The organism is Sphingomonas sp. 1F27F7B (assembly GCF_005503355.1).
In the GTDB taxonomy this organism is placed as follows: domain Bacteria; phylum Pseudomonadota; class Alphaproteobacteria; order Sphingomonadales; family Sphingomonadaceae; genus Sphingomonas.
In genome coordinates, this window is record NZ_SCMK01000008.1 from 112289 (window position 1) to 137281 (window position 24993).

At 68.0% G+C, this 24993-nt stretch carries 19 protein-coding genes; 6 read left to right on the forward strand and 13 right to left on the reverse strand.

Features of this window, described 5'->3' with window-relative positions:
• Positions 1-176 precede the first annotated feature (176 nt).
• The 5 genes from FFS08_RS09645 to FFS08_RS09665 form a co-directional block, all read right to left on the reverse strand.
• A complete protein-coding gene (locus tag FFS08_RS09645) occupies positions 177-449 on the reverse strand; it encodes a hypothetical protein (RefSeq protein WP_171015333.1) in 273 nt (90 codons plus the stop codon).
• A 417-nt stretch (positions 450-866) separates the two neighbouring features.
• Positions 867-1346, reverse strand: coding sequence for a hypothetical protein (locus FFS08_RS09650; protein WP_137864137.1), 480 nt, complete (start codon positions 1344-1346; stop codon positions 867-869).
• Positions 1347-1377: 31 nt separating this feature from the next.
• Entirely contained in the window at positions 1378-1791 is a 414-nt protein-coding gene (locus FFS08_RS09655; RefSeq protein ID WP_137864136.1) for a hypothetical protein, read from the reverse strand.
• Positions 1782-2006 (reverse strand): hypothetical protein, encoded by a 225-nt coding sequence (locus tag FFS08_RS09660; protein ID WP_137864135.1) that lies wholly within the window; start codon positions 2004-2006, stop codon positions 1782-1784. Before FFS08_RS09660 ends, FFS08_RS09655 begins: the two co-directional genes overlap by 10 nt.
• A 45-nt stretch (positions 2007-2051) precedes the next feature.
• On the reverse strand, positions 2052-2432 hold the full coding sequence (locus tag FFS08_RS09665) for a hypothetical protein (protein WP_137864134.1): 381 nt from the start codon (positions 2430-2432) through the stop codon (positions 2052-2054).
• A gap of 265 nt (positions 2433-2697) precedes the next feature.
• Between FFS08_RS09665 and FFS08_RS09670 the strand changes: the two genes are divergently transcribed.
• Together FFS08_RS09670 and FFS08_RS09675 are read left to right on the forward strand one after the other, a co-directional pair.
• Positions 2698-2997 carry a UBP-type zinc finger domain-containing protein gene (locus tag FFS08_RS09670; protein ID WP_137864133.1) on the forward strand — a complete coding sequence of 100 codons (300 nt, stop codon included), beginning with the start codon at positions 2698-2700 and terminating at the stop codon, positions 2995-2997.
• Between the two features lie 16 nt (positions 2998-3013).
• The gene (locus tag FFS08_RS09675) at positions 3014-4204 is read left to right on the forward strand and encodes an MFS transporter (protein ID WP_137864132.1); all 1191 of its coding nucleotides are present in this window, start codon (positions 3014-3016) and stop codon (positions 4202-4204) included.
• Here FFS08_RS09675 and FFS08_RS09680 read toward each other — a convergent pair.
• The 6 genes from FFS08_RS09680 to FFS08_RS09705 all read right to left on the reverse strand — a co-directional run bounded on the left by FFS08_RS09680 (position 4201) and on the right by FFS08_RS09705 (position 15674).
• Positions 4201-5667, reverse strand: a complete 1467-nt coding sequence (locus FFS08_RS09680; RefSeq protein ID WP_137864131.1) for an MFS transporter — start codon at positions 5665-5667, stop codon at positions 4201-4203. The genes FFS08_RS09675 and FFS08_RS09680 overlap by 4 nt on opposite strands.
• On the reverse strand, positions 5664-7745 hold the full coding sequence (locus FFS08_RS09685) for a glycoside hydrolase family 97 protein (RefSeq protein WP_137864130.1): 2082 nt from the start codon (positions 7743-7745) through the stop codon (positions 5664-5666). The genes FFS08_RS09680 and FFS08_RS09685 overlap by 4 nt, the downstream gene beginning before the upstream one ends.
• Positions 7746-7754: 9 nt before the next feature.
• On the reverse strand, positions 7755-9374 hold the full coding sequence (locus FFS08_RS09690; RefSeq protein WP_137864129.1) for an alpha-amylase family glycosyl hydrolase: 1620 nt from the start codon (positions 9372-9374) through the stop codon (positions 7755-7757).
• Positions 9371-11209: an alpha-amylase family glycosyl hydrolase gene (locus tag FFS08_RS09695; RefSeq protein ID WP_137864128.1), complete on the reverse strand. Its 1839-nt coding sequence runs from the start codon at positions 11207-11209 to the stop codon at positions 9371-9373. The genes FFS08_RS09690 and FFS08_RS09695 overlap by 4 nt, the downstream gene beginning before the upstream one ends.
• A gap of 71 nt (positions 11210-11280) precedes the next feature.
• On the reverse strand, positions 11281-12783 hold the full coding sequence (locus FFS08_RS09700; protein ID WP_137864127.1) for a tryptophan halogenase family protein: 1503 nt from the start codon (positions 12781-12783) through the stop codon (positions 11281-11283).
• 56 nt (positions 12784-12839) lie between these two features.
• The gene (locus FFS08_RS09705; RefSeq protein ID WP_137864126.1) at positions 12840-15674 is read right to left on the reverse strand and encodes a TonB-dependent receptor; all 2835 of its coding nucleotides are present in this window, start codon (positions 15672-15674) and stop codon (positions 12840-12842) included.
• Positions 15675-15863: 189 nt separating this feature from the next.
• Between FFS08_RS09705 and FFS08_RS09710 the strand changes: the two genes are divergently transcribed.
• From FFS08_RS09710 to pgmB, 4 genes are all read left to right on the forward strand, one after another.
• Positions 15864-16886, forward strand: a complete 1023-nt coding sequence (locus tag FFS08_RS09710; RefSeq protein ID WP_137864125.1) for a LacI family DNA-binding transcriptional regulator — start codon at positions 15864-15866, stop codon at positions 16884-16886.
• 355 nt (positions 16887-17241) lie between these two features.
• Entirely contained in the window at positions 17242-18276 is a 1035-nt protein-coding gene (locus FFS08_RS09715) for a LacI family DNA-binding transcriptional regulator (protein WP_137864124.1), read from the forward strand.
• Between the two features lie 214 nt (positions 18277-18490).
• A complete protein-coding gene (locus FFS08_RS09720; RefSeq protein ID WP_171012549.1) occupies positions 18491-20710 on the forward strand; it encodes a glycoside hydrolase family 65 protein in 2220 nt (739 codons plus the stop codon).
• Positions 20710-21351, forward strand: coding sequence for a beta-phosphoglucomutase (pgmB, locus tag FFS08_RS09725; protein WP_212741984.1), 642 nt, complete (start codon positions 20710-20712; stop codon positions 21349-21351). Before FFS08_RS09720 ends, pgmB begins: the two co-directional genes overlap by 1 nt.
• A gap of 93 nt (positions 21352-21444) precedes the next feature.
• Here pgmB and FFS08_RS09730 read toward each other — a convergent pair whose 3' ends face one another.
• Both FFS08_RS09730 and FFS08_RS09735 read right to left on the reverse strand, forming a co-directional pair.
• Complete coding sequence (locus tag FFS08_RS09730; protein WP_137864121.1) at positions 21445-22668, reverse strand: MFS transporter; 1224 nt, start codon at positions 22666-22668, stop codon at positions 21445-21447.
• 69 nt (positions 22669-22737) lie between these two features.
• Complete coding sequence (locus tag FFS08_RS09735) at positions 22738-24933, reverse strand: glycoside hydrolase family 3 N-terminal domain-containing protein (RefSeq protein WP_249341224.1); 2196 nt, start codon at positions 24931-24933, stop codon at positions 22738-22740.
• Positions 24934-24993 lie beyond the last annotated feature (60 nt).

Genomic DNA, 24993 nt, shown 5'->3' on the forward strand with positions numbered 1-24993 from the left:
CAGAACAGTGCGGGATATGGATGCCATCATGCGAACGCTCTCCGGAGAGGGCTGGACCTCCCGCACGCACCCCACCCTTGGCCCTGGATTCCCGCCTGCGCGGGGATGACGACGGAGACGCGAGGACAGGCACCCCGGGGCCATTCGGCCGGCGCGGGGTGGAAGCGACCGGAAGATCAGGCGATGCAGGTCTCTACCAGCAGGCACCAGTTGAAGAGCGCCCAGCGCAGGGGACCAAGGATCGTGGCGAGGCCGGTTGCCCAGACGACCCAATGGGATGCCGCCCCCCGCCGATAGCTCCAGCGACATGCCACGCCCCAGGCGAGGACGAAGCATGCCTCCACCGCAAACAGCAATGGTGGACGGGCCAGCATGTTGGCCGAGGCAATGTCAAAGGCGACTGCCGACGCGGCGATGGCTATCGGGACCAGAGGCAGGAACGAGCGCATGCCGCCATGCTGGCAGGGATCCTGCCGATGGCCAAGGTGCATGCGAGGGCATGGATTGTCCCTTCGCCGCCTGCCCTTGGCCAGGGCTGCGCTGCCTGTCCCTGGCAAGAAGAAGCGGAAACCCGGCGCAAGGCCGGGATGACGGATATTCGGCAGCCTTCCCGGCCCGGGTGCAACCGCGTTCGAAATTGCGCAGCGCGCATATCTCGAGCCGGTTTCGCTAGGGTGAGAACCCAAACAAGTATCTGATCTTTCGTCGTCATCCCCGCGCAGGCGGGGATCCAGGGCCAAGGGTGGGGTGCGTGCGGCAGGTCCAGCCCTCTCCAGAGAGCGTTCGCGGGATGGCATCGATGTTCCATACCACCCTGGATCCCCGCCTGCGCGGGGATGACAAGGTTTGCTGAGCGAGTCTTGACCCTAGTCGACCTTCGCGGCGAAATCGAGCAATCGCCTTACTTCCTTGGCATCAATCGCCCCGGTGAATCCATCGAAGGAGAAGTCCACGACATCGGAGCGGCCATCTTCGCTCGGGAACTCCAGCACGACGGCATTCGCGGTGGAGCTTCCGGGGACGAAGACCACGATGCGTGGCATAAAATCGTCCTTCTTCGGCGGGGTCGCGAGCTTCGAACGATCGCAGATCCGGCGCGCAAACCGCTCCCAGATCGGGGAACCGCGGATTACTCTGAAACCTTCTCCCCGCTGGACGATATCGTCCGGGCCCGGCTGGATCCTGAAGGTTGCGGCGGGCCGTATCACACGAATCTCGATGATGTCCGAAGGACTCTGCGGCCGGCAAAGTTCCGGCGTCGCCGCGGATTGCGCCTGGCCGGCGGAACCGCCGGCCTGCCCCCCGAGCGCGACCATGACTGCGAACAGCGCGAATATCACGCGCATGATCGCCACTCTCCCGTCGCTGCCAGCCGTATCAATGCCTGTCCTCAAGAGTCAGCTTGTTGTTTCTCAAGTGGAACACGCTCACGGCCGGCAAGCGGATATTGTCGGAGGCGCCGCGCGAGAAATTGATGACGATGTCGGCGTCAACGGACCTTCGGCTCCTGGCACAGTACATTACTTCCACGGCATCGATTTCTCGCGACCGGGCAACCCCCTGGATAACGCTGCCGGCACCGGGAACCGCCTTCCCATCGACCGACAGGGCCATGAACTTCGAGGGATTGCCCCGATAGCCGTTCCGATACCGTAGCGCGACGATGCCACCCCCGCACGATGCCGATATCGTCGTGTCCACGCGCTCCGGCGCCCTGCGGCCGATGTCCTGAGCGCTTGCGGATGGCACGCCGAGCGCAGCCATGGCGGTGCCAACCAGCTTTAGCCACATGACTGGGCACGCTCCCTTCCTGCCAAGCCGACGCCGTTCTGACGGTCGGTTTCGTTGAGGGCCTTGATGCCATCTCTATCGGAAAGCTTGAACTCGCGGACGGCCCCTCGCGCGTCCATCAGCCAGAGCGATGGATCGGCGGTGCCGGTCTGCTGCGACAGTTGACCCAATGCAGCCCAGATCGCCGACCATATCAAGAGGGAGGGGCGGCTCATCCTGACGCCACAGGTGAAGGGGGCCTGACCTGTATGCCATCGATCTCACTCGAAAGAGACGGCGCCGCGATAGACAGTCATTACAAGCGGACGGCTGGAGGCCTGACGTGACCTGATCGGGAAAGAAATTAAGAAACGGACTGACCCTGAACCCATCGCGCTGCAATCAAGCACCGCCACCTTATCAAGTGTACGACTTGAAAATCTCTTTCGAACCTTGTCAATGGCCGATTTACCTACCGGTGCACCATCGTAGCTTATCTCGATTTGCCTCAGGCCTGTTTTCAGGGACGGAAACTGATCGACTACGAGCTTCGATCGCCCGGTCGCGCAAATTCCCTCAGCACTCAAAGTGACTTGAATAGGCAGATGTTTCTGCGTTGTCGCCACGCTTTGATAGGTTGTCAACGCCAGGAGAAGGGGCATCGTCGATTCTCCAGATATCACCCGGTTCACTAATGTTTCTACGTTACATCCAGAATACACGGCATCACTGTCGAACCCCGTCCGCGGGTTCAACCATCCCGGCCCACACCGCCAATCACAGCCGGCTTCCACCAGGATCGACTACATCCTCCGCAGCAGGATCGCCGGGTCCCGGCCCCGGGGCCGAGGATCGCAGGATCACCCACTATTGGCGCCGCGCTCCGCACCTGCGAGAAGGCGCCGACTGGATCGAAAGGGCGCAGCGATGGAATGCCGGCACGTGATGACCGTCAACCAGGTCACCCCCAGCGCCCACGGCTGCGAGGAGTGTCTGAAGATCGGCAGCCCCTGGGTGCATCTGCGCCTGTGCCGCGCCTGCGGCCATGTCGGCTGCTGCGACCAGAGCCCGCACCGCCACGCCACCGCCCATTTCCACGCGACTCGCCACCCGATCATCGAAGGCTATGACCCGCCGGAAGGCTGGGGCTGGTGCTATGTCGACGAGACCATGGTTGAACTGCCGGACCGGACACCCCAGCTGGGGCCCATTCCGCGCTACATCTGATTCCCCCGGAGCTTCCATGACCACCCCCCTGCCCCAGGCCGCCGGCACGGCACCGGACCGGCTCGGCCGCCCGCTGATCTTCGCAATGGCCGCCGCCACCGGGATCGCAGTCGCCAACATCTATTATTGCCAGCCGATGCTGGGGGTGATGCAGCGCGACCTGCCCGGCGAGCTGACCGTGCTGGTGCCCACCGCCACCCAGATCGGCTATGCGCTGGGCCTGTTCCTGCTCGTGCCGCTGGGCGACCTGGTCGAGCGCAAGCGGCTGATCGCGATCCAGTTCGTCGTGCTCGCCGGGGCGCTGATGCTCGCCGCGATCGCACCCAGCGCCGCGCTGGTGATCGCCGCCTCGGTCGCGGTGGGCTTCGCCGCCACCGTGGCGCAGCAGATCGTGCCGCTCGCCGCGCACCTGGCCGCGCCGGAGCGGCGGGGCGCGGTGGTGGGAACGGTGATGGCGGGGCTGCTCTGCGGCATCCTGCTCAGCCGCACCCTGGCCGGCTTCGTCGCGGCGCATGCCGGCTGGCGCGAGATGTTCTGGCTGGGCGTGCCGCTGGCGCTCGCCGCGGGCGGGACGATGGCGCTGATCCTGCCGCACAGCGCGCCGGATTCGGACCTGCGCTATCACCAGCTGCTCCGCTCGCTCGGCGGACTGTGGCGCGAATTTCCGGCGCTGCGCCGCGCCGCGATCACCCAGGGCCTGCTCTTCGCGGCGTTCAGCGGCTTCTGGACGATCCTGGCGCTGCGCCTGCAGCAGCCCGCCTTCGGACTGGGCGCCGAAGTGGCGGGCCTGTTCGGCGTGGTTGGGGCGGTAGGCGTGCTCGCCGCCCCGATCGCCGGGCGCATCGCCGACCGCAAGGGGCCGCGGCCGGTGATCCTGCTCGGCGCCGCCGCGGTGCTCGCCGGCTGGGCGTTTACCGGTCTGTGGCCGTCGATCGCCGGCATGGTGATCGGCGTGCTCCTGCTCGATTTCGGCGTGCAGGGCGCGCTCGTCTCGCACCAGCACATCGTCTATGCGCTGCGGCCCGAGGCGCGGGCGCGGCTCAACACCATCTTCATGGGATCGATGTTCGTCGGCGGCGCCACCGGATCGGGCCTGGCGACCTGGGCCTGGGCGCTGGGCGGCTGGGGCGCGGTGTCGCTGCTCGGCGCGGGGGTCGCGGCGATCGCGTTGGGGGTCCAGTTCATGGACAGGGGCCCGCGCGCCTAGGCCTCGCGCACCCGCAGCGTCGCCAGCGCCGCCAGCCCCATCACCGCGGCGGCGATCGCCATCGTCCAGATCGGCTCGCCCGGGAACAGGTGGCGCATCACCGTGCCGATCACCGTGGCGACGAGCAGCTGGGGGATGACGATGAAGACGTTGAACAGGCCCATGTACACGCCGAGCTTGGCCTGGGGCAGCGCCGAGGCGAGGATCGCATAGGGCATGGCGAGGATCGAGGCCCAGGCGATGCCGATCCCGATCTCGGCGGCGAGCAGCAGGTTCGCGTCGCGGATCACCAGGAAGCTCGCATAGCCGAGCCCGCCGAGCGCCAGCGCGATCGCATGGGTGCGCACCTTGCCGACCCGCGCGGCCAGCGGGCGGAGCAGGAATAGCGCTGCGACCGTGGCCACGGCATTGTAGGCGGCGAACAACATGCCCACCCAATTGCCTGCCGCATTATAGCCCGCGCTCGCCGGGTCGGGAGCGCGGAAGACATATTGCGCCACCACCGGCGTGGTATAGATCCACATGATGAACAGCGCCGACCAGCTGAAGAACTGGACGAGCGCCAGCCGCTTCATCACCGGCGGCATGCCCGAGAAATCGCCCATGAGATCGCCGAGGATGCCCGCCCTGGTCACCGCGGTAATCATCCGGGCGAGGCCATAGGCGGCGAGCAGCCCGGCCAGCAGATAGAGTTCCTTCTCCAGCTCCAGCGCAAAGACCAGCGCGCCGAGCGCCGCGCCGCCGACCAGCCAGGGCAGGCCCGCGCCGATCGTGGCGGGCGGGGCCGGATGCGCGGCGGGCGCCGCCTCGCCGTCGAACGCCGCGATCTCATCGGGCGAATATTCACGGGTGGTGAACACGGTCCACAGCACGGCGAGCAGCAGCGCCGCGCCGCCCAGATAGAAGCTCCAGCGCACTGTATCAGGCAGGCCGCCGCCCGCCGCGACATTGGACACGCCGAACCGGTCGAGCAGGAACGGCGTGGCCGATCCGATCACCGCGCCGGCGCCGATGAACGCCGTCTGGATCGCATAGCCGGCCGTGTGCTGGCTCTTGTCGAGCATGTCGCCCACGAATGCGCGGAACGGCTCCATCGAGACGTTGAGCGAGGCGTCGAGCACCCAGAGCAACAGCGCCGCGGCGAGCAGCACCGGCGCATTGGGCATGGCGAACAGCGCCAGCGTCGCCAGCACCGCGCCGGCCAGGAAATAGGGGCGGCGCCGGCCCAGACGGCCCCAGGTCCGGTCCGAATAATGGCCGATGACCGGCTGGACGAGCAGCCCGGTCAGCGGGGCGGCGATCCACAGCAGCGGGAGGTTGTCGATGCTCTCGCCCAGCGACTGGAAGACGCGACTCATGTTCGCGTTCTGCAGCGCGAAGCCGATCTGGATGCCGAGGAAGCCGAAGCTGATGTTCCACAGCCCGGCGAACCCCTGGCGCGGCCGCCCCCCGGCTGAAGTCACCGGCGGCGCGCCTTGGCGGCCGGCGCGACGAAGCGGATCGCCTCGCCGCCGCCCGGTGCCAGCGCGATCGTCAGCGTGTCGCCCTTCTGCACCGGCCTGCTCTCGATCGTGATCGAATGGCGGGCCGCGGTGCGATAGTCGGCGCCGGGGCCGTCGCGATAGATCTCGGCGACATAGGTCTTGCCCGCATCGAGGAAGTCGAGCGTCACCACCGAGCTGCGCGCCTGCTCGTCGCCCACCGCGCCGAGATACCAGTCGTCGCTGCCCCTCGCCTTGCGGGCGATCGTCGCATAATCGCCCACTTCGCCGTTCAGCACGCGAGTGTCGCTCCAGTCGGTCGGCACGTCGCGGATGAACTTCATCTCGCGCGGATATCTGGCATAGGTCTCGGGCGTGTCGGCGACCATCACCACCGGCGAATAGAGCACGACGTAGAGCGCCAGCTGCTTGGCGATGGTCGACTGGATGTCGGAATCGTTCGAACCCTTGAGGCTGAGCACGCCGGGGGTGAAGTCCATCGGCCCGCCCATCAGCTGGGTGAACACCAGATTGGCCTCATGCTCGGGCGGGTTCTTGCCGTCCCAGCTGTTATATTCCATCCCGCGTCCGCCCTCGCGCGCGACCCAGTTGGGCCAGGTGCGGCGCAGGCCGGTGTCCTTCACCGGCTCATGGCTGTCGATCGCGACATGATATTTGGCCGCGGTCTGCACGACGCGCAGATAGTGGTTCACCATCCACTGCCCCTCATGCCATTCGCGGTGCTGGGTGCCGTCGGCGTCGGTACGCTCGATCTCGCCGGCATCGGTCACATAGCCGGTCTTCACCACCGGGATGCCGTGATCGCGGGCATAGCCGAAGGCGCGGTCGAGCTGGCCGTCATAATGGCTGGCCGATCCGCCGGTCTCGTTATGGCCGATCAGATAGACGCCCTTCGACTTGGCGTAGCGCTGCAGCGCGACGGCGTCGAAATCCTCGGTCGGCTGGTCGAAGTTCATGTCCTTGCCGTTGCCGAACCAGTCGCCGTCCCAGCCGACGTTCCAGCCCTCGACCAGCACCCCGGGGATGCCGTTGGCCGAAGCGAAATCGATATAGCGCTTCACATTGGCGGTGGTGGCGCCGTGCCGGGGGCCGCGCGACCAGGTCCATTTGCCGGTGATCATGTTCCACCAGACGCCGGCGAACTTGCCCGGCTTGATCCAGGAAACGTCGCCCAGCTTGTTCGGCTCGTTGAGGTTGAGCGTCATCCGGCTGGCATAATAGAGACCGGCCGCATCGTCGGCGATCGCCAGGGTGCGCCAGGGCGTCGAGAAGCCCGCATCGCGCGACACCTTGGGCGCGGCCGAGCCAGGCGTGAGCGACGCAATGAAGACATTGCCCTGCTCGCGGCGCAGGTTCATCCCGGCATAGTCGATCAGCGCGGCCTCGTGCACCGCGACATGCGTGCCGCTGGCCAGCTTGATCGTCATCACCGTCTGCGCGGTGCCGACCGCGTCGAGCGGGGTCTTGTTGTAGAGATATTCCTCGCGGTTCCACAGATAGGCCGGCTTCCACCAGGCGGTGCCGGACTCGGCAAAGGCGAACTCGGTCAGCTCGTCGGCGATGTTGACGCGCTTCAGATTGGGCTGGGCGGGCAAGGTGTAGCGGAAGCCGACGCCGTCATCGAAGATGCGGAAGGTGACGTCCATCTCGCGCTGGAGATCCTTCTTTTCGCGCAACCGGACAGTCATCTCGTTATGGTTGTCGCGGATGGCGCTCCACTCGCCGAAGGGCTGGTTCCAGCTCGCGTCGGACGTGTCGCGCATCGTCTCCACCAGCGCCATGTTGCGGTCCATCTTGGGCGCGTCGGTGAAGAGGAAGCCGAGCCGGCTGTCGGTGAGCAGCGGCTTGCCGGCGCGCTGCACGGCATAGCTCGCCCGCCCCTCGCCATCGATGCTGACCGTCACGGTGATCCTGCCGTCGGGCGATGCGGCGCGGGCGACGACATTGCCCTCCAGCTTCTGCGACAGATCATCCTGCGCGAGCGCGGGCGGCGCGAAGGTGACGGCGGCGAGCGCGAGAGTGAGGGGGGCGAGCTTCATGGTTTCTCCTCAGGCTTCGTAGCGGGCGATCAGCCCGGAATGGGGTGCGAAAGTCCAGCCGCCGACGCTGCCGGTAGCGAGCAGGACGCGCCAGCGCCCCGCCTCCCCGGGCGTCCAATACTGCACGGCATCGCCCAGGTTGAACAGGCAGAGCAAGCGCTCGCCCTCCGCTTCGCGCTCGAAGGCGAGCAGTTCGCCCGGCGCATCGAGGAAGACGATGTCGCCGGTGCGCAGCGCGGGCGAGGCGCCGCGCAGCGCCAGCGCCCGGCGCGTCCAGGCGAGCAGCGACGCCGGATCGCCATCCTGCACGTCCACCGCCAGCGCGGCATGGTTGGGGCCGAGCGGCAGCCAGGGCTTGCCGCTGGTGAAGCCGAGCTCGGGTGCCGCCGCCGACCAGGGCATCGGCGTGCGGGCGCCGTCGCGCGACAGGGTGCGCGGCCAGTTGGCGATCGCCTCGGGATCCCGCAGCGCCTCGAACGGGATCTCGACCTGGTCGAGCCCCAGCTCCTCGCCATAATAGAGGAAGATGTTGCCGCGCAGCGCCGCGAGCAGCAGCATCTTCATCCGCGCGAATGCATCCGCGTCGCCGGGCCCGGCCCAGCGCGACACGGCGCGCGGCGCGTCGTGATTCTCGAACGCCCAGCTCGGCCAGCTGCCGCCGGCCGGCCAGTTACGCAACGCCTCGCGCACGCCCGCCGCCGTCAGGCGGGCGGCATAGAGGAAGTCGAAGCCATAGGCGGTGTTCAGCCGGTTGTTGCCCGCGGTGAACAGCTTCATCTCGCGATCCGCATCGGCGCCGCCCACTTCGGCGACAGTGAAGCGATCGGGATATTCGTCGAACACGCCGCGCAGCCGCTCGAGAAAGCCGGGGATATCGGCATGGCTCTGATTGTAGATGTGGCGCTGGAAATCGAACGGGCGCGTCCGCGGCGTGCCGTCGTCGGGCGCCGGCGGATTGTCGCGGAACCGGGGATCGTGCATCGAGAAGTTGATCGCATCGATGCGGAACCCGTCCACGCCGCGATCGAGCCAGAAGCGCGTGATCGCGAGCAGCTCCGCCTGCACCTCGGGATGGTGGCAGTTGAGCTGGGGCTGCTCCTTCAGGAAATTGTGCAGATAATATTGGCCGCGCCGCGCGTCCCAGGTCCAGGCCGGGCCGCCGAAGACCGATTGCCAGTTGGTGGGCGGCGAGCCCTCCGGCTTCGCATCGTGCCAGACATACCAGTCGGCCTTGGGATTGTCGCGGCTGGCGCGGCTCTCGACGAACCAGGCATGCTGATCCGACGTGTGCGCCCAGACCTGATCGATCAGCACGCGCAGCCCCAGCGCATGCGCGCGGGCGATCAGCGCGTCGAAATCGGCGAGCGTGCCGAAGATCGGATCGACGTCGCGGTAATCGGCCACGTCATAGCCGAAATCGGCCATCGGGCTCTTGAAGAAGGGCGAAAGCCAGATCGCATCTACGCCAAGGCTGGCGATGTGATCGAGCCGCGCAGTGATGCCCGGCAGGTCGCCGATACCGTCGCCGTTCGAATCGAAGAAGCTGCGGGGATAGATCTGATAGATGGCCGCGCCCCGCCACCAGGGCTGCGCATTCCGGGATTCCGCTTTCGCGGCAAGCTGGTTCACGGTTTCGTCTCCGCCGCGCACACCGCATATCCGAGCGGCGGCAGGGTGATGGTAAGGGAGCCAGGAGCACTGGCCGTGGCGGCGCAGCTTCCGGCAAGCGGATGGAAATGGGTGGAGCGCACCTCGACCTGGACCTGACGAGTCAGCGGCTCGGCCGCGGTATTGAAGGCGAGCAGCACTTCGGCCCCGGTAGCCGGATCGAAGCGCGAAAGGGCGAGCAGGCCTGGCTTGTCCTCGCGGGCGCGCAGCAGCTGGCGACCGCGGGTGAGCGCCGGGGTGGCGGTGCGGAGGCGCGCCAGCGCGGCGATCTCGCGGAAGATCGGATGGCTCTCGTCGAAGCGCGGCGTGGCGGTGGTGGCGTCGGTGCCCACCAGCTTGCGGGCGTTATAGGCCGCGACCTTGCTGCCGAACTGGTCCTCGCGCGCATCGACGTCGATCGCGCCGCCGGCGAAACCCTGTTCGTCGCCGGCATAGATGGTCGGCACCCCGCGCAGCATGAGCAGCAGCGCGTTGGAGAGCAGCACGCGCCGGAGCACTTCGTCCTCGCTCGCCTGGGGAAAGGCCTTGCGGACGAACCAGGCGAAGCGGCCATTGTCGTGGTTGCCGGTGAAGGTCGGCAGCATCGCGGCGGTCCCGGCGCCGCCCGCATAGAGCACATCCCCGTCGAACAGCTTCTCGAACACATCGGTGCCCTTGGTCCCGGCAACGCTGTCGAGCACTGCCTGGCGAAAGGCGAAATCGAGCACCGAGGGCAATCCGGCGGTGATCGAATAGCTCGCCTGGGTGGCCGGATCGGCGACTTCGCCGAAGATGTGGAAATTCGGGATGCCCTTCGCCCTGGCCCGCCCCAGCATCGCGGGAACGAAGCCCTGCCAGAATTCGGGGTTCACGTGGCGGGCGGTGTCGATGCGGAAACCGTCGACGCCGAACCGGTCGATCCAGCTGCCATAGATGTCGATCATGCCGGCGAGCACGCGCGGATTCTCGGTCATCAGGTCGTCGAGCCCGATGAAATCCCCCATGGTCGAATTCTCGCCGGCGAAGGTCGAGTCGCCGCGATTGTGATAGTAGATCGGATCGTTGAGCCAGGCGGGATGCTTGGCCGCCTTCTCCGCCTCGGGGACGAAAGGCGTATAGGCGTAGCCCGGATCGGTCAGCTTCGCGAAATTCTCAGCCGTCTGGACCGCATCGCCCGCGAAGCCCGGATTGATCGGCGCGCCGCTCACGCCGCCGCGGCGCTGATAGGGATAGTCCGCCCGGCCGCGATAGGGGCAGGCGCTCGCGCCCACGCACTCGCGATACTGGATCACATCGGCCGTGTGGTTGGCGACGATGTCCATATATACCTTCATGCCCCGGGCATGCGCGGCGTCGACCAGCGCCTTGAACGCCGCATCGGTGCCGAAATGCGGATCGACATGGGTGAAATCGGTGATCCAATAGCCGTGATAGCCCGCGCTCTGCTGGCCCGGCCCGCCCTGGACCGGCTTGTTCACGAAGATCGGCGCCACCCAGATCGCCGTGATGCCGAGCGCCTGGAGATAGGGCAGCTTCGCCGTCAGCCCCTGAAGGTCGCCGCCATGATAATAGCGCGCGTCGCCGGGATCGAAGCCGGTCCTGCCGCGATCGCCGGCCAGCCCGCCGCGATCGTTCGACGGATCGCCATTGGCGAAGCGATCGGGCAGGACGAAATAGATCACTTCGTCCTGCGGCAGGCGCGCGCGGAAATCCTGCGCGGCGGCGGGCGCCGCGGACAGGAGCGCAAGGGCGAGAGCGGTTCCCCGGCAAAGGCCGGGGCCCAGTTTCGGCGCAGCGGGAGAGGTAGCCTTCCCCATCGAACGACATGGCAACTGGGCCCCGGCCTTCGCCGGGGAGCAAATTTGCCGGATATTGCGCCAGCGGATTTTCATGCCGCCACCCCCGCGCAATGCTGCGCCACATAGGCGGCGTGATCGGACATCTGGCCGACTTCACGCGCGTTCAACAGTTCGATCAATTCGAGATACTCCGCGATCTGCTCGCGCGGCGGCGCATCGGCGAGCGGGTGGTGGCCGGCGGCTGCGATCCCCTGCCCGGCCAATAGCTGGAGCCAGGCGACTTCGCTGAACAGATCCGCTTCGCCGCGCACGATCCGCCCCGCGTCGCGCCACAGCGCGATCTTGTGGCTAAGCCCGTCCGGCAGCGCCGCGGCGCGCCGCGCGGCCCAGAAGGGCTCGTCCCGGTCGTTCGCCCAATAGTGCAGCACCAGGAAGTCGCGAATGCGATCATATTCCAGGTGCGTCTGGCGATCATATTCGTCGCGCTGCACCTGGGAGGCACGGCGCCCGGGAAGCAGCTTGAGGATCCGCTCGATCGCCGACTGGATCATGTGGATGCTGGTCGATTCGAGCGGCTCGAGGAAGCCGCTGGCGAGGCCCAGCGCGATCACGTTGCGCTTCCAGAAGCCACGGCGCTTGCCCGCGGTGAAACGGAGCGGCCGGGGATCGGCCAGCGCCGGCCCGTCCAGGCCGGCGAGCAGCCGTGCCGCCGCTTCGTCGTCCGAGAGACAGGCGCTGGCATAGACGATGCCGTTGCCGGTGCGGTGCTGGAGCGGGATACGCCACTGCCAGCCGGCGCCGTGCGCCGTGGCACGGGTATAGGGCGTGAACTCCCGGGCGCGCTCGGAAGGCACGGCCATGGCGCGGTCGCAGGGAAGCAGGTCGCTCCAGGCCGCGAAGCCGGTGCCCAGCGTCTCGCCGATCAGCAGCGCGCGAAAGCCGGTGCAGTCGAGGAACAGGTCGCCCGCCACTTCGCGCTCGCCGTCGAGCCGCAATGCCTTGACGTCCCCGCTTTCGCCGTCGCGCTCGACCGCGACGATCCTGCCTTCCACCCGGGTGACGCCGCCGCTCACCGCCAGGCCACGCAGGAAGCGGGCATAGAGGCCGGCGTCGAAGTGGAAGGCATAGGGCATTTCGGGCAGCAGCTTCGCTGTCCGCGCGGGGCCCCGCTGCATCCGGTTCGCCAGCGCCGCCGCATTGTTGAGCGAATAGGCGCCGAGCGGCCGGGCAACGCCTTCGGCCATCCCGCGCAGCCAGCTGTGCTGAAAGGCGAGCAGCCCGTTCTCGCGGCCGACATCGCCAAAGGCGTGCATGTAGCGCCCGCCCTTCGTCCAGCCGACGAACTCGATGGCGAGCTTGAAGCTCGCCTGGGTGGCGGCCATGAACGCGTCTTCGTCGATGCCGAGGCTGGCGTTGAACAGCCGGATCTGGGGGATGGTCGCCTCGCCCACCCCGACCGTGCCGATCTCTTCGGATTCGACCAGGGTGATCCGGAAGCGAGGGCCCAGGAAGCGGGCAAAGGCGGCCGCGGCCATCCAGCCCGCGGTGCCGCCGCCGGCGATCACGATCCGGATCGGCTGCTCACTCTGCACGTCTGCCCCTCGATAACCGGCGGCCCGGCGCCGGGGCCGGGCCGCATTTCCACGCGTCAGAACTTGTACGTGATGCCGATATAATAGTCGCGGCCGTAGCGCTGATATTCGCGCACCAGGCGCGGGTCGCTCGCTTCGGTCGTGACGAAGGGCTGGTCGGTCAGGTTCTTCGCCTGGGCGAGGATCGACAGGCCCGTCAGCGGGCCGCTGCGGAACTCATAGCCGATCTGCGCGTCGAGCACGCCTTCCGAGCGGCCCTGGCGATATTCGGGATTGGCCGAGAGGCCGGCCAGTTCGGCCAGGAAGCTGTCGCGCCAGCGATAGGTGGCACGCGCCTGGAAGCCGTTCTTCTCGAAATAGGCGGTGCCGGTGGCGACCCATTTCGACTGGCCCGGCAGCGTGATCGGCGTGACGTTGTTGGCGTAGCGGATCTTGCTGTCGACATAGGTGCCGCTGGCGAAGATGCCGAAGCCGTCGAGCGCCTGGCTGAACGTGGCGAAGGGCAGCGAGGCAGTGGCTTCCACGCCCAATATGTCGCCGCGGCCGGTGTTCTTGGGCGAGCTGACCAGGCCGAACTGCGCGTTCTGCGCCCGCACGATCGCCTGTTGCGCCGGGTTGAGCGCTGCGATCAGCGGCGAGAAGTCATAGAGCACCGAATTGTTCGGATCGACGAAGTCGGTCAGGTGCTTGAAGAAGCCCGTCAGCGCCAGATAGCCGCCGCCATTGCCGAGATACTTCTCGAACGAGATGTCGATGTTGGTCGATTTATAGGGGCGCAGGCGATAATTGCCGCCGTTCGAGCTGAACGGGCTGTTCTGCGGCTGGCTGCCCAGCCCGATCTTGGAGAGGTCGATCGACACCGCCTGGGTGATCCGCTCCTGGTCGAGGCGCGGACGCACCATCGTCTGGGCGGCGCCGAGCTTGATGTAGAAGCTGGGCTCCAGTTCGAGGCTGAACGAGGCCGAGGGCAGGACATTGGTGTAGTTCACCGTGCCGGTCACCGGCGAGATGGTGACGACGCCATTGTTCAGCGCGGCGATCTGGCCGGTCGATCCCTGCTTGGTGTGGATCACCTGCACGCCGAGCGAGCCCTTGAGCGGCTTGCCGCCCACCGTGCCGTCGACGGTCAGCTTGGCATAGCCGGTCCACACGTCCTCGCTGACGACATTGTCGCGCACCAGCGAATCCGGCCGGTTGTCATAGACCGAGTTGAGCAGGCCATAGACCTTCATCGGATCGACGGTCAGCATCCTCGGCACGCCGAGATAGGCAAGCCCGACGGTCTCGCCCAGCAGCACATCGTTCGGCACCGCGACGCTGGTCGGCGTGCCGCTGGCGACGGTGCAGTTGGTGCCGCCGCCCTTGGGGCAGAGGAAATAGCTGGTGTAGCGGCTCTGCTTCTCGCGGCGGCTGAAATTGCCGCCCACTTCCCAGGCGCTCAGCACGCTGCCGCCGATCTCGCCCTTCAGGCTGGCGCGCAGCGACTTGAGGTCGTCGACGAAATCGGGCCGGTTGAGAAAGCCCGCCTGCACCACCGCGGTGGTGCCGTTATAGCCCCAGCCGCGCGGATCGGTCAGGCGGATGACGCTGGTGTTCGAATAGTCGATCGTCGGGACGATGCTGTAGGTGCCGTCGCCATTCTGGTGGATCTTGATCGTGTCCTTGGGGCCGCTCGAATTATAGCCGGTGCCCGAATAGGTCTCGAGCAGGAAGTCGGTGCGGGTGGCGCGGCTCCAGCTGGCGTCGACGTTGAGGTGGATCGTGTCGCCGAGCTTCAGATCGTTGTTCCACCCCAGCGAAATGTTCTCGGCCTTGCGCTCGTTCAAGTCGTTGCGCTGGACGGCGACGAGGTTGCTGATCGTCGCGTCGGTGACCAGCCCGGCGCGCACCGTATAGCCCGGCGCGATCACCCCGTTCGAGCCCCAGGCCGGCGCCACGCCGAACTCGATGCCGCGCAGATGCTGGGTTTCCTTGAAGTTCGAATAGAGCGCGTCGAAGGTCGAGTGGAAATTCTCGCTCGGCGCCCATTCGATCGTGGCGACGCCGCCATAGCGCTTCAGCAGGTTCGACTGGACATAGGGCTTGGCGCCGCCGAGGAACAAATTGCCGCCCGCGGCCGGCTCGCTCGGGAAGCCCCAGGCCGCATAGCGCTCGATCTGGGTCGGCGTGTTCTGCGCCGACACGCCCAGCGCGATGCCCAGCGTGTCGCCGGCGAACTTGCCGACATAGGTGGCCGAGGCCTTGTAGCCATAGCGCGTGCCGTCGGGGTTGAGCTTGTCCTGCTCGTTCATCTGGCCGCGCAGCGAGACAACGAGCGTGTCCTTCTTCTGGTCGAGCGGGCGCAGCATGCGCAGGTCGACCGTGCCCGAGACGCCCGCCGCGATCAGCGAAGCGTCGGCCGACTTGTAGACGTTGACGTTCTTGAAGAATTCCGACGGATACTGGTCATATTCGACGCCGCGATTGTCGCCGACGGTGACTTGCTCGCGGCCGTTCAGCAGCGTGGTCGAGAAGTCCGGGCCCAGGCCGCGGATCGACAGGCGCTGGTCGCGCCCCTCCAGGCGCTGCGCAGTGACGCCGGGGATGCGGGCCAGCGAGTCGGCGATCGAGACGTCGGGCAGCTTGCCGATATCCTCCGAGGAAACCGAGTCGACGATCGTCACATTGTTGCGCTTGATGTTCGCCGACGAGGTCAGCGAGGCGCGGATGCCGGTGACGACCAGATTGCCCTCTTCCGCCTGGTCGGCGGGCGCCGGTGCGGGCGTCGCATCCTGCGCGAAGGCCGGAGCCGCGCCCAGCAGCAGCAGCGCGGCGCCGAGCGCGCGCGTGCTGGTTCCCAGCGAAAGCGCCGAACGGGCGCGCAGAATCTCGGCGTGATTGGACAAAGCCATCGTCTTCCTCCCCAAATGTCCTCGCCGCCTTCACGGGCGACGGTTTTTCTAAGCCTCCCCCAATTCGCCGCATGCGGCCGACAAGTGAAGGCAAACGCATACGTATTCAGCGCTGCTTCCGATTCCGGCCCAGTCGGGGTAGTTGCAACAAGCGCGCAACAATTTCGCGCCTGGGGAGCAGGGAGCGGCATGGCCTCGCCGGACAAGCCGACATCATTCGACATTGCGGCATTGGCGGGTGTCTCGCAGCCGACGGTGAGCCGTGCCCTGCGCGGCGATCCGACCGTAAACGAAGGCACGCGCAAGCGGATCGAGGCGATCGCCGCCCAGCTCGGCTACAAGGTCGACAAGAACGCATCGTCGCTGCGCCGCGGCCAGAGCAGCACGCTCGCCCTGCTCTTCTTCGAGGATCCACTGCCCGACGGCACCGCGATCAACCCCTTCTTCCTGGCGATGCTCGGCTCGATCCTGCGCACCTGCGCCAAGCGGGGCTATGACCTGCTCACCTCGTTCCAGCAGCTCTCGTCCAACTGGCACAAGGATTATGAGGACGCACGCAAGGCCGACGGGCTGATCCTGCTCGGCTATGGCGACTACGAGCTGTACCGCGCCCGCCTGCAGGACCTGGTCCGCCAGGGCACGCATTTCGTGCGCTGGGGATCGGTGGAGCTGGACGGGCTCGGTACCACGATCGGCTGCGACAACATGCTCGGCGGCCGGCTCGCCGCGGCGCATCTCCTCGCCCAGGGCCGCCGCCGGCTGGCGTTCATCGGCGAGGCGACCAGCCATTATCCCGAATTCCGCGACCGCTATCACGGCTTTTGCGACATCCAGCTCGAAGCCGGGATCGAACCCGATCCGCACCTGCAGACCGGCGCGCTGTCGATCGAGGAATCAGGGTTCGCGGCCACCCGACAGCTGCTCGCCAACCAGGTGCCGTTCGACGCGATCTTCGCCGCGTCGGACCTGATCGCGATGGGCGCGCTGCGGGCGCTGCAGGAAGCGGGCAAGTCGGTTCCGAGCGACATCTCGGTGGTCGGCTTCGACGACATCCCCGCCGCCAGCCTCACCAATCCCCCGCTCACCACCATCGCGCAGGACTATAACGCCGCGGGCGAGATGCTGGTCGACACGCTGATCGGCGAGATCGGCAACCATTCATCCGAGATGCGGCTGCTCCCGCCCCGGCTGGTGGTGCGGCGGACGAGCTGAGGACTATCAAAGGTGCAGCAGCGGCGCCCATGGATGTTCGTGCGCCGCCGCTCCAGTTCATCGCCGCCCTCACCTCGTTCGGCGATTATCCCCCTAGGCAAGCACCCCTCTTTCATCATCCCCGCGCAGGCGGGGATCCAGAGTCACGGGCGATGCAGCGCAGAAACCCTGGATCCCCGCCTGCGCGGGGATGACGGCCATGAGCCATCCCTCGCTCAAGGGGGATAATCGCCGACTTGTTTCAGGGCGCGGCGCGCCACGAGCCGCGTCGCTCGGGGAACGTTGGATGCCGATGCCGCTCCGCCCGCAACCTCGCGGTTTACTGCACCGCGATTGTGCGCCCATAAAGCGGGCGATGACGAAGAAGACCGCGAAGGAACGGCCCGGCAAGGCGGGCGCCCGACTCACGATGCAGGACATTGCGCGCCTGGCGCAGGTTTCGACGCCCACCGTGTCGCGCGTCCTCAACGGCAGCCCGCTGGTGACCGAGGAGACTCGCGAGCGGGTGATGGAAGTGGCCCGCCAGCACGGCTATGCCGTCAACCGCAACGCCGCCAAGCTGCGGCACACGCGCACCAACACCGTGGCGGTGATGCTCGATTTCGGCTCGCACCGGCACGGCGCCATCGGCGATCCGTTCATCTTCGAGCTGCTCGCCGGCGTCTCCGAGGCGCTGTCGATCCGCAACCAGGACCTGCTCCTCTCCCCGCCGGGGCTCGAGGACGTCCGCGCCTATCGCGATTTCTACCAGGCGCGCGGCGCCGACGGGTTCATCGTGCTTGGCCAGGGCACGCGCGACACGATGCTGCGTGAGCTCGGCCGCAGCGAAGTGCCGCTGGTGGTCTGGGGCGCGGTCGCGCCGGATGCCGGCTATTGCTCGGTCGGCAGCGACAATTTCCTGGGCGGCGAGCTGGCCGGGCGCCATTTCCTGCGCGCGGGACGCAAGCACTGGCTGTTCGTCGGCGACATCCGCCACGAGGAGCTGCGGCTGCGCTACGAGGGGCTGTGCGCGATCGCCAGGGACCATGCGGAAGTGACAGTGGATTTCCTGCCCATCGCCTCGATGGCGTTCCACGCCACTGCCGACACCGTCACTGCCTATCTCGCCGCCGGCCGCCAGCCCGATGCGGTATTCGCCTTTTCGGACACCGCCGCCATGGCCGTGACCGGCGCGTTCAAGGAGCGCGGCCTGGCCGCGCCGCGCGACTATTCGCTGGTCGGCTACAACAACATCCCGCCCGCCGCGCATTTCAGCCCGGCGATCACCACGATCAACCAGAAGACCGATGTGGCCGGCGCGCTGCTCGTCGAGAAGCTGATGCAGCAGGTCGATGGCGGCCGCGCGCGCTCCACCACGCTACCCACCGAGATCGTGGTGCGCGACACCTAGGTCGCGCCGATCTTCCTTCCATTGTCACCCCGGCCTCGATTTCAAACATGTCGCCCCGGCACGGGTGGGGACGCGCGGCGGACGCGAGGCTCCGGCGTTCGCTGGGACAACCAACCGAACCGACCCGGTCGCATCCGGCCGGCTATCCTTTGTTCTTGAAAACGATATCAAAGAGCCTGTAACGCAACTTTTCATAAGAGTTGGGGAGCGGGTGTTGGCTCGACTATTGAACGGCGCGGAAGATGGGGTGCTCTTCGCGGAGGACGGCTGGTCGCTGGACGTGATCGGCGACGACTCGGCCCGTGAGGGCTGGGCCGCGACGATTCTCGCGCTCTCCAACGGCGCGATCGGGGTGCGCGGGGCGATCGAGGAACGCGCCGAGGCCACCACTTTCCTGGCCCATGCCTATGAGCAGGCGCCGATCCACTACCACGAGAAGCTCAAGGGCTTCGCCACCCGTTCCGATTCGCGCGTGCCGGTTGCCGAGTCCCTGGGCATCGAAGTGCGGGTCGATGGTGAAGCAATCGATTTCACGGCACTCCGTTCAGCGACGCGGCGCACGCTCGACCTGCGCGCGGGCATGCTCCGCCGCGAGACGCGCTGGTCGCTTCCGGACGGCCGGCTGCTGCGCATCCGTGCCGAGCGGATCGTCCCGCTCGACGGCAGCACGCTGCTGGTCCGCCGGCTCCGGGCCGAGATCGAAGGCGCGGGCAGCGTCACGCTGCATCCCCGCCTGGCCCCCGCCCCCAGCGGCGCCGCCCAGTCGGACGATCCGCGGATCGGCGTGAACCTTGCCTCGCGCGGGTTCGGTACCGAGCAGGCCGCCGATGATGTGGTCGTCGAGCGCCTGCCCGGCAGCGGCGTCGGCGTCGCTGCCGTGCAGCGTACCCGCGAGAACGATGGCTGGCTGCTGGTGGCGACCGGCTTCGCGGTCGGCCGGGACGCTTCCGAGACGCTCGCCTCCGATGCCAGCGCACTCGCCGGCACCGCCCTGGCCGCCGGCTTCGAAGCCGCCGCGGCCGCGCAGCAGGCGCTGCTCGATCGCTTCTGGGCCGCTGCCGATCTCGCCATCGCCGGCGAGCCGCGCCTGGCCGCGACCCTGCGCGCCAACCTCTTCCATCTCTTCGCCTCGGCCGGGCGCGACGGCCGTTCGAGCGCCGCAGCCAAGGGCCTGACCGGCGAAGGCTATGAGGGCCATTATTTCTGGGACACCGAAGCGTTCATGCTGCCGGTGCTCTCGGTGCTGGCGCCCGAGATCGCCCGGGCGATGCTCGTCTATCGCGCCGGCACGCTCGACGCTGCCTTCGCCAATGCCCGCGCGCTCGATCATCGCAAGGGCGCGCTCTATGCCTGGCGCACGATCGAGGGTCGCGAATGCTCGGCCCATTATCCCAGCGGATCGGCCCAATATCACATCAATTCGGCCATCGCCTTCGCGATCGGCACCTATGTCGACGCGACCGGCGACGAGGGCTTTCTGGTCGAGCATGGCGCGCGCATGCTGGTCGAGACCGCGCGGATCTGGCTGGTGCTGGGCGATTGGGCGGACGGTCGCTTCCACCTGCGCGGCGTCACCGGCCCGGACGAATATACCGCGCTGGTCGACGATAATTGGTACACCAACCGGATGGCGCAGAAGCATCTGCGCCTCGCCGTCTCCGCCGCCGCGCGCGTCGCCGAACTGGCGCCCGAGGCCTGGGCCGGGCTGGCCGCCGAAATGGCGCTGGACGCCGACGAGCTCGCCGAATTCGGCCGCGTCGCCGACGCGATGCACCTGCCCTGGGATGCCGCGCGCGACCTGGATGCGCAGGATGCGAGCTTCCTCGACAAGCCGCGCTGGGACCTGGCCGGCACGCCGGCATCCGAATTCCCGCTGCTGCTCCATTATCATCCGATGACGCTCTATCGGCACCAGGTCTCCAAACAGGCGGACCTGGTGCTCGCGATGGTGCTGGGCGGCGAGGACGTCTCGCTGGAACGCAAGCGCCGCGTGTTCGATCATTACGAGCCGATCACCACGCATGATTCCACGCTCTCCGCCTCCACTTTCGCGATCCTGGCGAGCGAAGTCGGGCACGAGGCACAGGCGCTGCGCTTCTTCGCGGAGACCAGCCTGGTCGATATCGACGATCGCCACGGCAATACCGGGCACGGCGTCCACATGGCGGCGCTGGCGGGCTCCTGGCTGGCGCTGACCTGGGGATTCGCGGGCTTCCGCCCCCAGGGGCCGGTGCTGCGCTTCCGCCCCACGCGCCCGGCATCCTGGGCCGGCTATGCCTTCGGCCTCATTTGGCGCGGCACGCTGGTGCGCGTCGAGGTGGCGGGCGACACGATCACCTATCGCGCCGTATCGGGGCCCGGAATCACGATCGGCCACCATGACGACGAGATCCGCCTCGCCCCCGGCGAGAGCTGGAGCGGGGCGCTGCGCTGATGCCGCTCAAGGGCGTCGCCTTCGACCTGGACGGCGTGCTGACCGACACGGCGCGCGCGCATTATCGCGCCTGGAAGAAGCTCGCCGACATGCTCGGCATCCCGTTCGACGAGGAAGCGAACGAAGCGCTCAAGGGGGTCGACCGGATGGGGAGCCTGGCGCTGATCCTGGACGACCGGCCCGGCCACGACCAGGCCGAGCGCCTGCGCCTCGCAACGCTGAAGAACGACTGGTATCTCGACGAGATCGCCCATTTCGGGCCCGCGGACCTGTTCCCCGGCGCCCGCGACGCGCTCGCCCAGTGCCGTGCCGCGGGATTGGGCATCGCGCTCGCCTCGGCCAGCCGCAACGCGCCGCTGCTGATCGCGCGGATGGAAGTCGCGGACCTGTTCGACGCGATCATCGATCCCGCCACGCTCGCCGCCGGCAAGCCCGCGCCGGACATCTTCCTCGCGGCCGCGCATGCGCTGGGTGCCGCACCGGCCGAGATGCTGGGGGTCGAGGATGCCCCGGCCGGGGTCCAGGCGATCCACGCGGCGGGCATGAAGGCGCTCGGCGTGGGCGACCGCGCCGCCCTGCCCGATGCCGACTGGATCATTCCGGCGATCGCCGATTTCGACCTGGCCGCCTATTCGGCCTGACCGCTCCCTCCCGTCATCCTCCCCCCAATTCGGGATGACGGACCTGGTTCCCCGGCGCCGGCGTCCCACGGCCGCACCGGGGAATCATCTCCATCAGGCCCTGCGGGTCAGCCGCTCCAGCCGGATCAGCGCCAGCGCGATCAGCGCCAGCGGCACCAGCACCAGATAGAAGGCGGTCTGGCCCGAGAAGCGATCGAAGGTAAAGCCGGTGATGAACGACCCGATCGTGCCGCCCAGCGCCGAGAAGATCACCATCAGCCCGACCATCGCCGCATGCCGCTCGCGGGGCAGCGCGCTCAGCACCACCGAGGAAACGATCGGGTAGATCGGCGCCATGAACACGCCGATCAGCGGGAAGATATAGGCCGCGACCGGCGCGTCGAGCCATCCCATGTTCGCGCGCGGCCGCAGCCCCTGGGTGGTCGGCAGGGTGAGCAGCACCAGCACCGCGATCAACGCCAGGCAGCCGAGCAGCAGCCTGAGCCAGCCGAGCCGCGCCACCAGCCCGCTCGCGCTCAGCCGCCCCACCGCCAGCGCGGCGATGAAGATGCTCGATGCCTGCACGCTCATCGCGCCGGGCAGGTGCAGCACCTGGTTGTTGAAGGTCGGCAACCAGGTGCCGACGCCCTGTTCGATCAGCACATAGAGGAAGATCGCGGCGAGGAAGGCGATGGTCGAGGGCAGCACCAGCAGCGCCAGCGCGTCGCGATAGCCGGTGGCCGGTTGCCCCTCCACGGCCTTCGCGGCCCCCTCGTCGAGATCGGCGAACCACCAGAGCACCGCCGCCGCCAGCGCGAGCGCCGCGACCACCCGGTAGACGCCCAGCCAGTCATGGCCGGTGGCGTCCTGGCCGATGAACCAGCCGAACAGCCAGATGCCGGCGAGGATGCCGACCATGAACACGCCCTCGATCAGCGAGGTCAGGCTGGCGTGATGCGCCGGATCGGGGCGGACGAGGCCGATCGAGCTGTAGGTGGCCACCTTGGCGATGCCGAAGCACAGGCCGACGAGCACGAAGAACAGCTGCATCGCCCAGAAGCTGTTGGCGAAGGAAATGGCGAGCGCCCCCGCGGCGACGGCCAGCATCACGCCGATCTGCGCCCGCCGGAAGCCGAAGCGCGGCAAGTTGGTGGCGAAGAGGAAGGAGGCGACCACGACGGACAGGTCCTTGCAGGCTTCGAGCGTCGCTGCCTGCGGCTTGGTGACGCCATAGTGCGCGATCGACTGGAGGATCACCGTGCCGACGCTGTTCATCAGCAGCCCGAGCAGGGCGTAGCTGGTGATCAGGGCGGGTACCGCCCAGGCTGCGCGCTTCATCCGTGATCCTCTCCGTGTCTCTGTCGGCCGCAAGCGAAGCAGATCGTGCAATGCATTTCAACGCCTGCTTCAAACCGCGTCGAATTGGCTGTGGAGTTCCACGCCGCCGGCATCGACCCACAGGTCGAACGCACCCGGCTCGACCCGCCACTGACCGTCCGCGGCGACCAGGGCGAGTTCGGCATGGGGAATGGCGAGCGTCACCACCTTGCGCTCGCCCGGATCGAGGGTGACGCGGGCATGGGCCTTCATCTGGCGCGCGGGCCTTGTACGGCTGGCAACGCGGTCATGGATGTCGGCGCGCACGAACGCCTCGCCCCGGCGGAGCCCCGCATTGGTGACGGCGACGCGCAGCTGCACCGCCTCGTCCTTCGCTACCTTCGCCGGCACCTGGAGGTCGGCCAGGGCGAAACGCGTATAGCCCTGCCCGCTCCCGAACGGGAACAGCGCCCGATCGGGCGCGTCGCGCCAATGGCTGCGGCCGGGTGCCATCGGATCGGCATCGGGCGCCGGGCGGCCGGTGCCGCGCCGGTCGTACGACCAGGGCTGCTGCCCGGTCGCCAGCGGGAAGCTCACCGGCAGGCGGCCGGTCGGCTCGTGCACGCCGAACAATATATCGGCCACCGCAGGACCGGTCTGCTCACCCAGAAACCAGGTGCACAGCAGCGCCGGCGCATCGCGCACCGCACCCTCCAGCGCCAGCGCCCGGCCATGGCGGAGCAGCACCACTATCGGCGTGCCCGTCGCTGCCACCGCCTCGGCCAGCGCCTGCTGCGCCGGCGGCACCGTGATCTCGACGCGGCTGTTGCCCTCGCCCGACATGTCGCCCGCCTCACCGATCGCGAGCAGCACGACATCGGCCGCCCTTGCCGCCGCCACGGCGCGCGCGACACCGCCGGCGAGCGGCTCGTGGATGCCGCTCCCCGCCTCCACTGCCAGCGCGGCCGGATCGGCCAGCATCGCACGGATGCCGGTGGCAAGGTCGATCCCGTCCTTCGCATCGCCGGCAAAGGACCAGGGGCCGTTGAGGTTCGCCCGGTCGGCACCGAACGGGCCGATCAGCGCGATGCGCCTGCCCTTGCGCGGCAGCGGCAACGTATCGCCCCGGTTCCGGAGCAGCACGATCGAGCGGGTCGCCACTTCGCGGGCCAGCGCCTTGATCGCGGGCGTCGCGGTCCGCGCCTTCTCGGCCCGCGCATCGAGCGAGCGGAAAGGATCGTCGAACAGCCCCAGCGCCTCCTTCAGCGCCAGCACGCGCCGCACCGCTTCGTCCACCCGCGCCATCGGCACCTTGCCGCTATCGACCAGCGCCGGGAGATATTTGTTGTAGAGGCCGCTCTGCATCGAGACGTCGACCCCGGCCAGGATCGCCAGCCGGGCCGCGTCGGCCTCGTCCGCCGCCGCGCCGTGCGCGACGAGTTCGCGGTCCGCGTCATAGTCGGAGACGCAGACGCCGGCGAAGCCCAGCTCGCCGCGCAGCATGTCGGTGAGCAGCCAGCGATTGGCAGTAGCGGGCACGCCGTTGAAATCGGTGAACGACGCGATCGTCGCCCCCGCCCCGGCACCGAATCCCGCGGCGAAGGGCGGCAGATAGGTTTCGCGCAGCTCGGCCGCGCTCATGTCGACCGCGGCATATTCCATGCCGCCGCGCACCGCCGAATAGCCGGCGAAATGCTTGGGCGTGGCGAGCAGGCTGTCGGGCCGACGCAGGTCGCTCCCCTGGAGACCTCGAACCCGCGCCCTAGCCAGCTGGCGGTTGAGCAGCACATCCTCGCCCGCGCCCTCCGCCACGCGGCCCCAGCGCTGGTCGCGCGCCACGTCGACCATCGGCGCGAACGTCCAATGCAGCCCGCCCGCGCTCGCTTCCTCGGCCACGGCCCGGGCTGCGCGCTCGGACAGGTCGGGATCGAACGCCGCCGCCTCGGCCAGCGGAATCGGGAAGATCGTGCGGCAGCCGTGGATCACATCGGCGGCGAAGACCAGCGGGATGCCGAGCCGGCTCTTCAGCGCCGCCTGCTGCGCGCGCCGCGCGCCGGCCACGCCATAGCCGTTGAACAGCATGCCCACCCGGCCGGCGCGGATATCGGCGAGCATCGCATCGGCGCCGCGCGGATCGACCACCGGATTGAACACCGCTCCCACCGGCCGGATCTCGTCGTTGAAGCAGCTGAGCTGGCCCGCCTTCTCCTCGATCGTCATCCGCGCAACCAGCGCATCGATCCGCGGCGATGCCGCGCGCGCCGCGCCGGCAAGCATGCCGAGCATCGCCACCTGGGCCGAGCCCGCCAGCAGCGCCCGCCGGGCGATTCGCACGCCTGCCTCGCC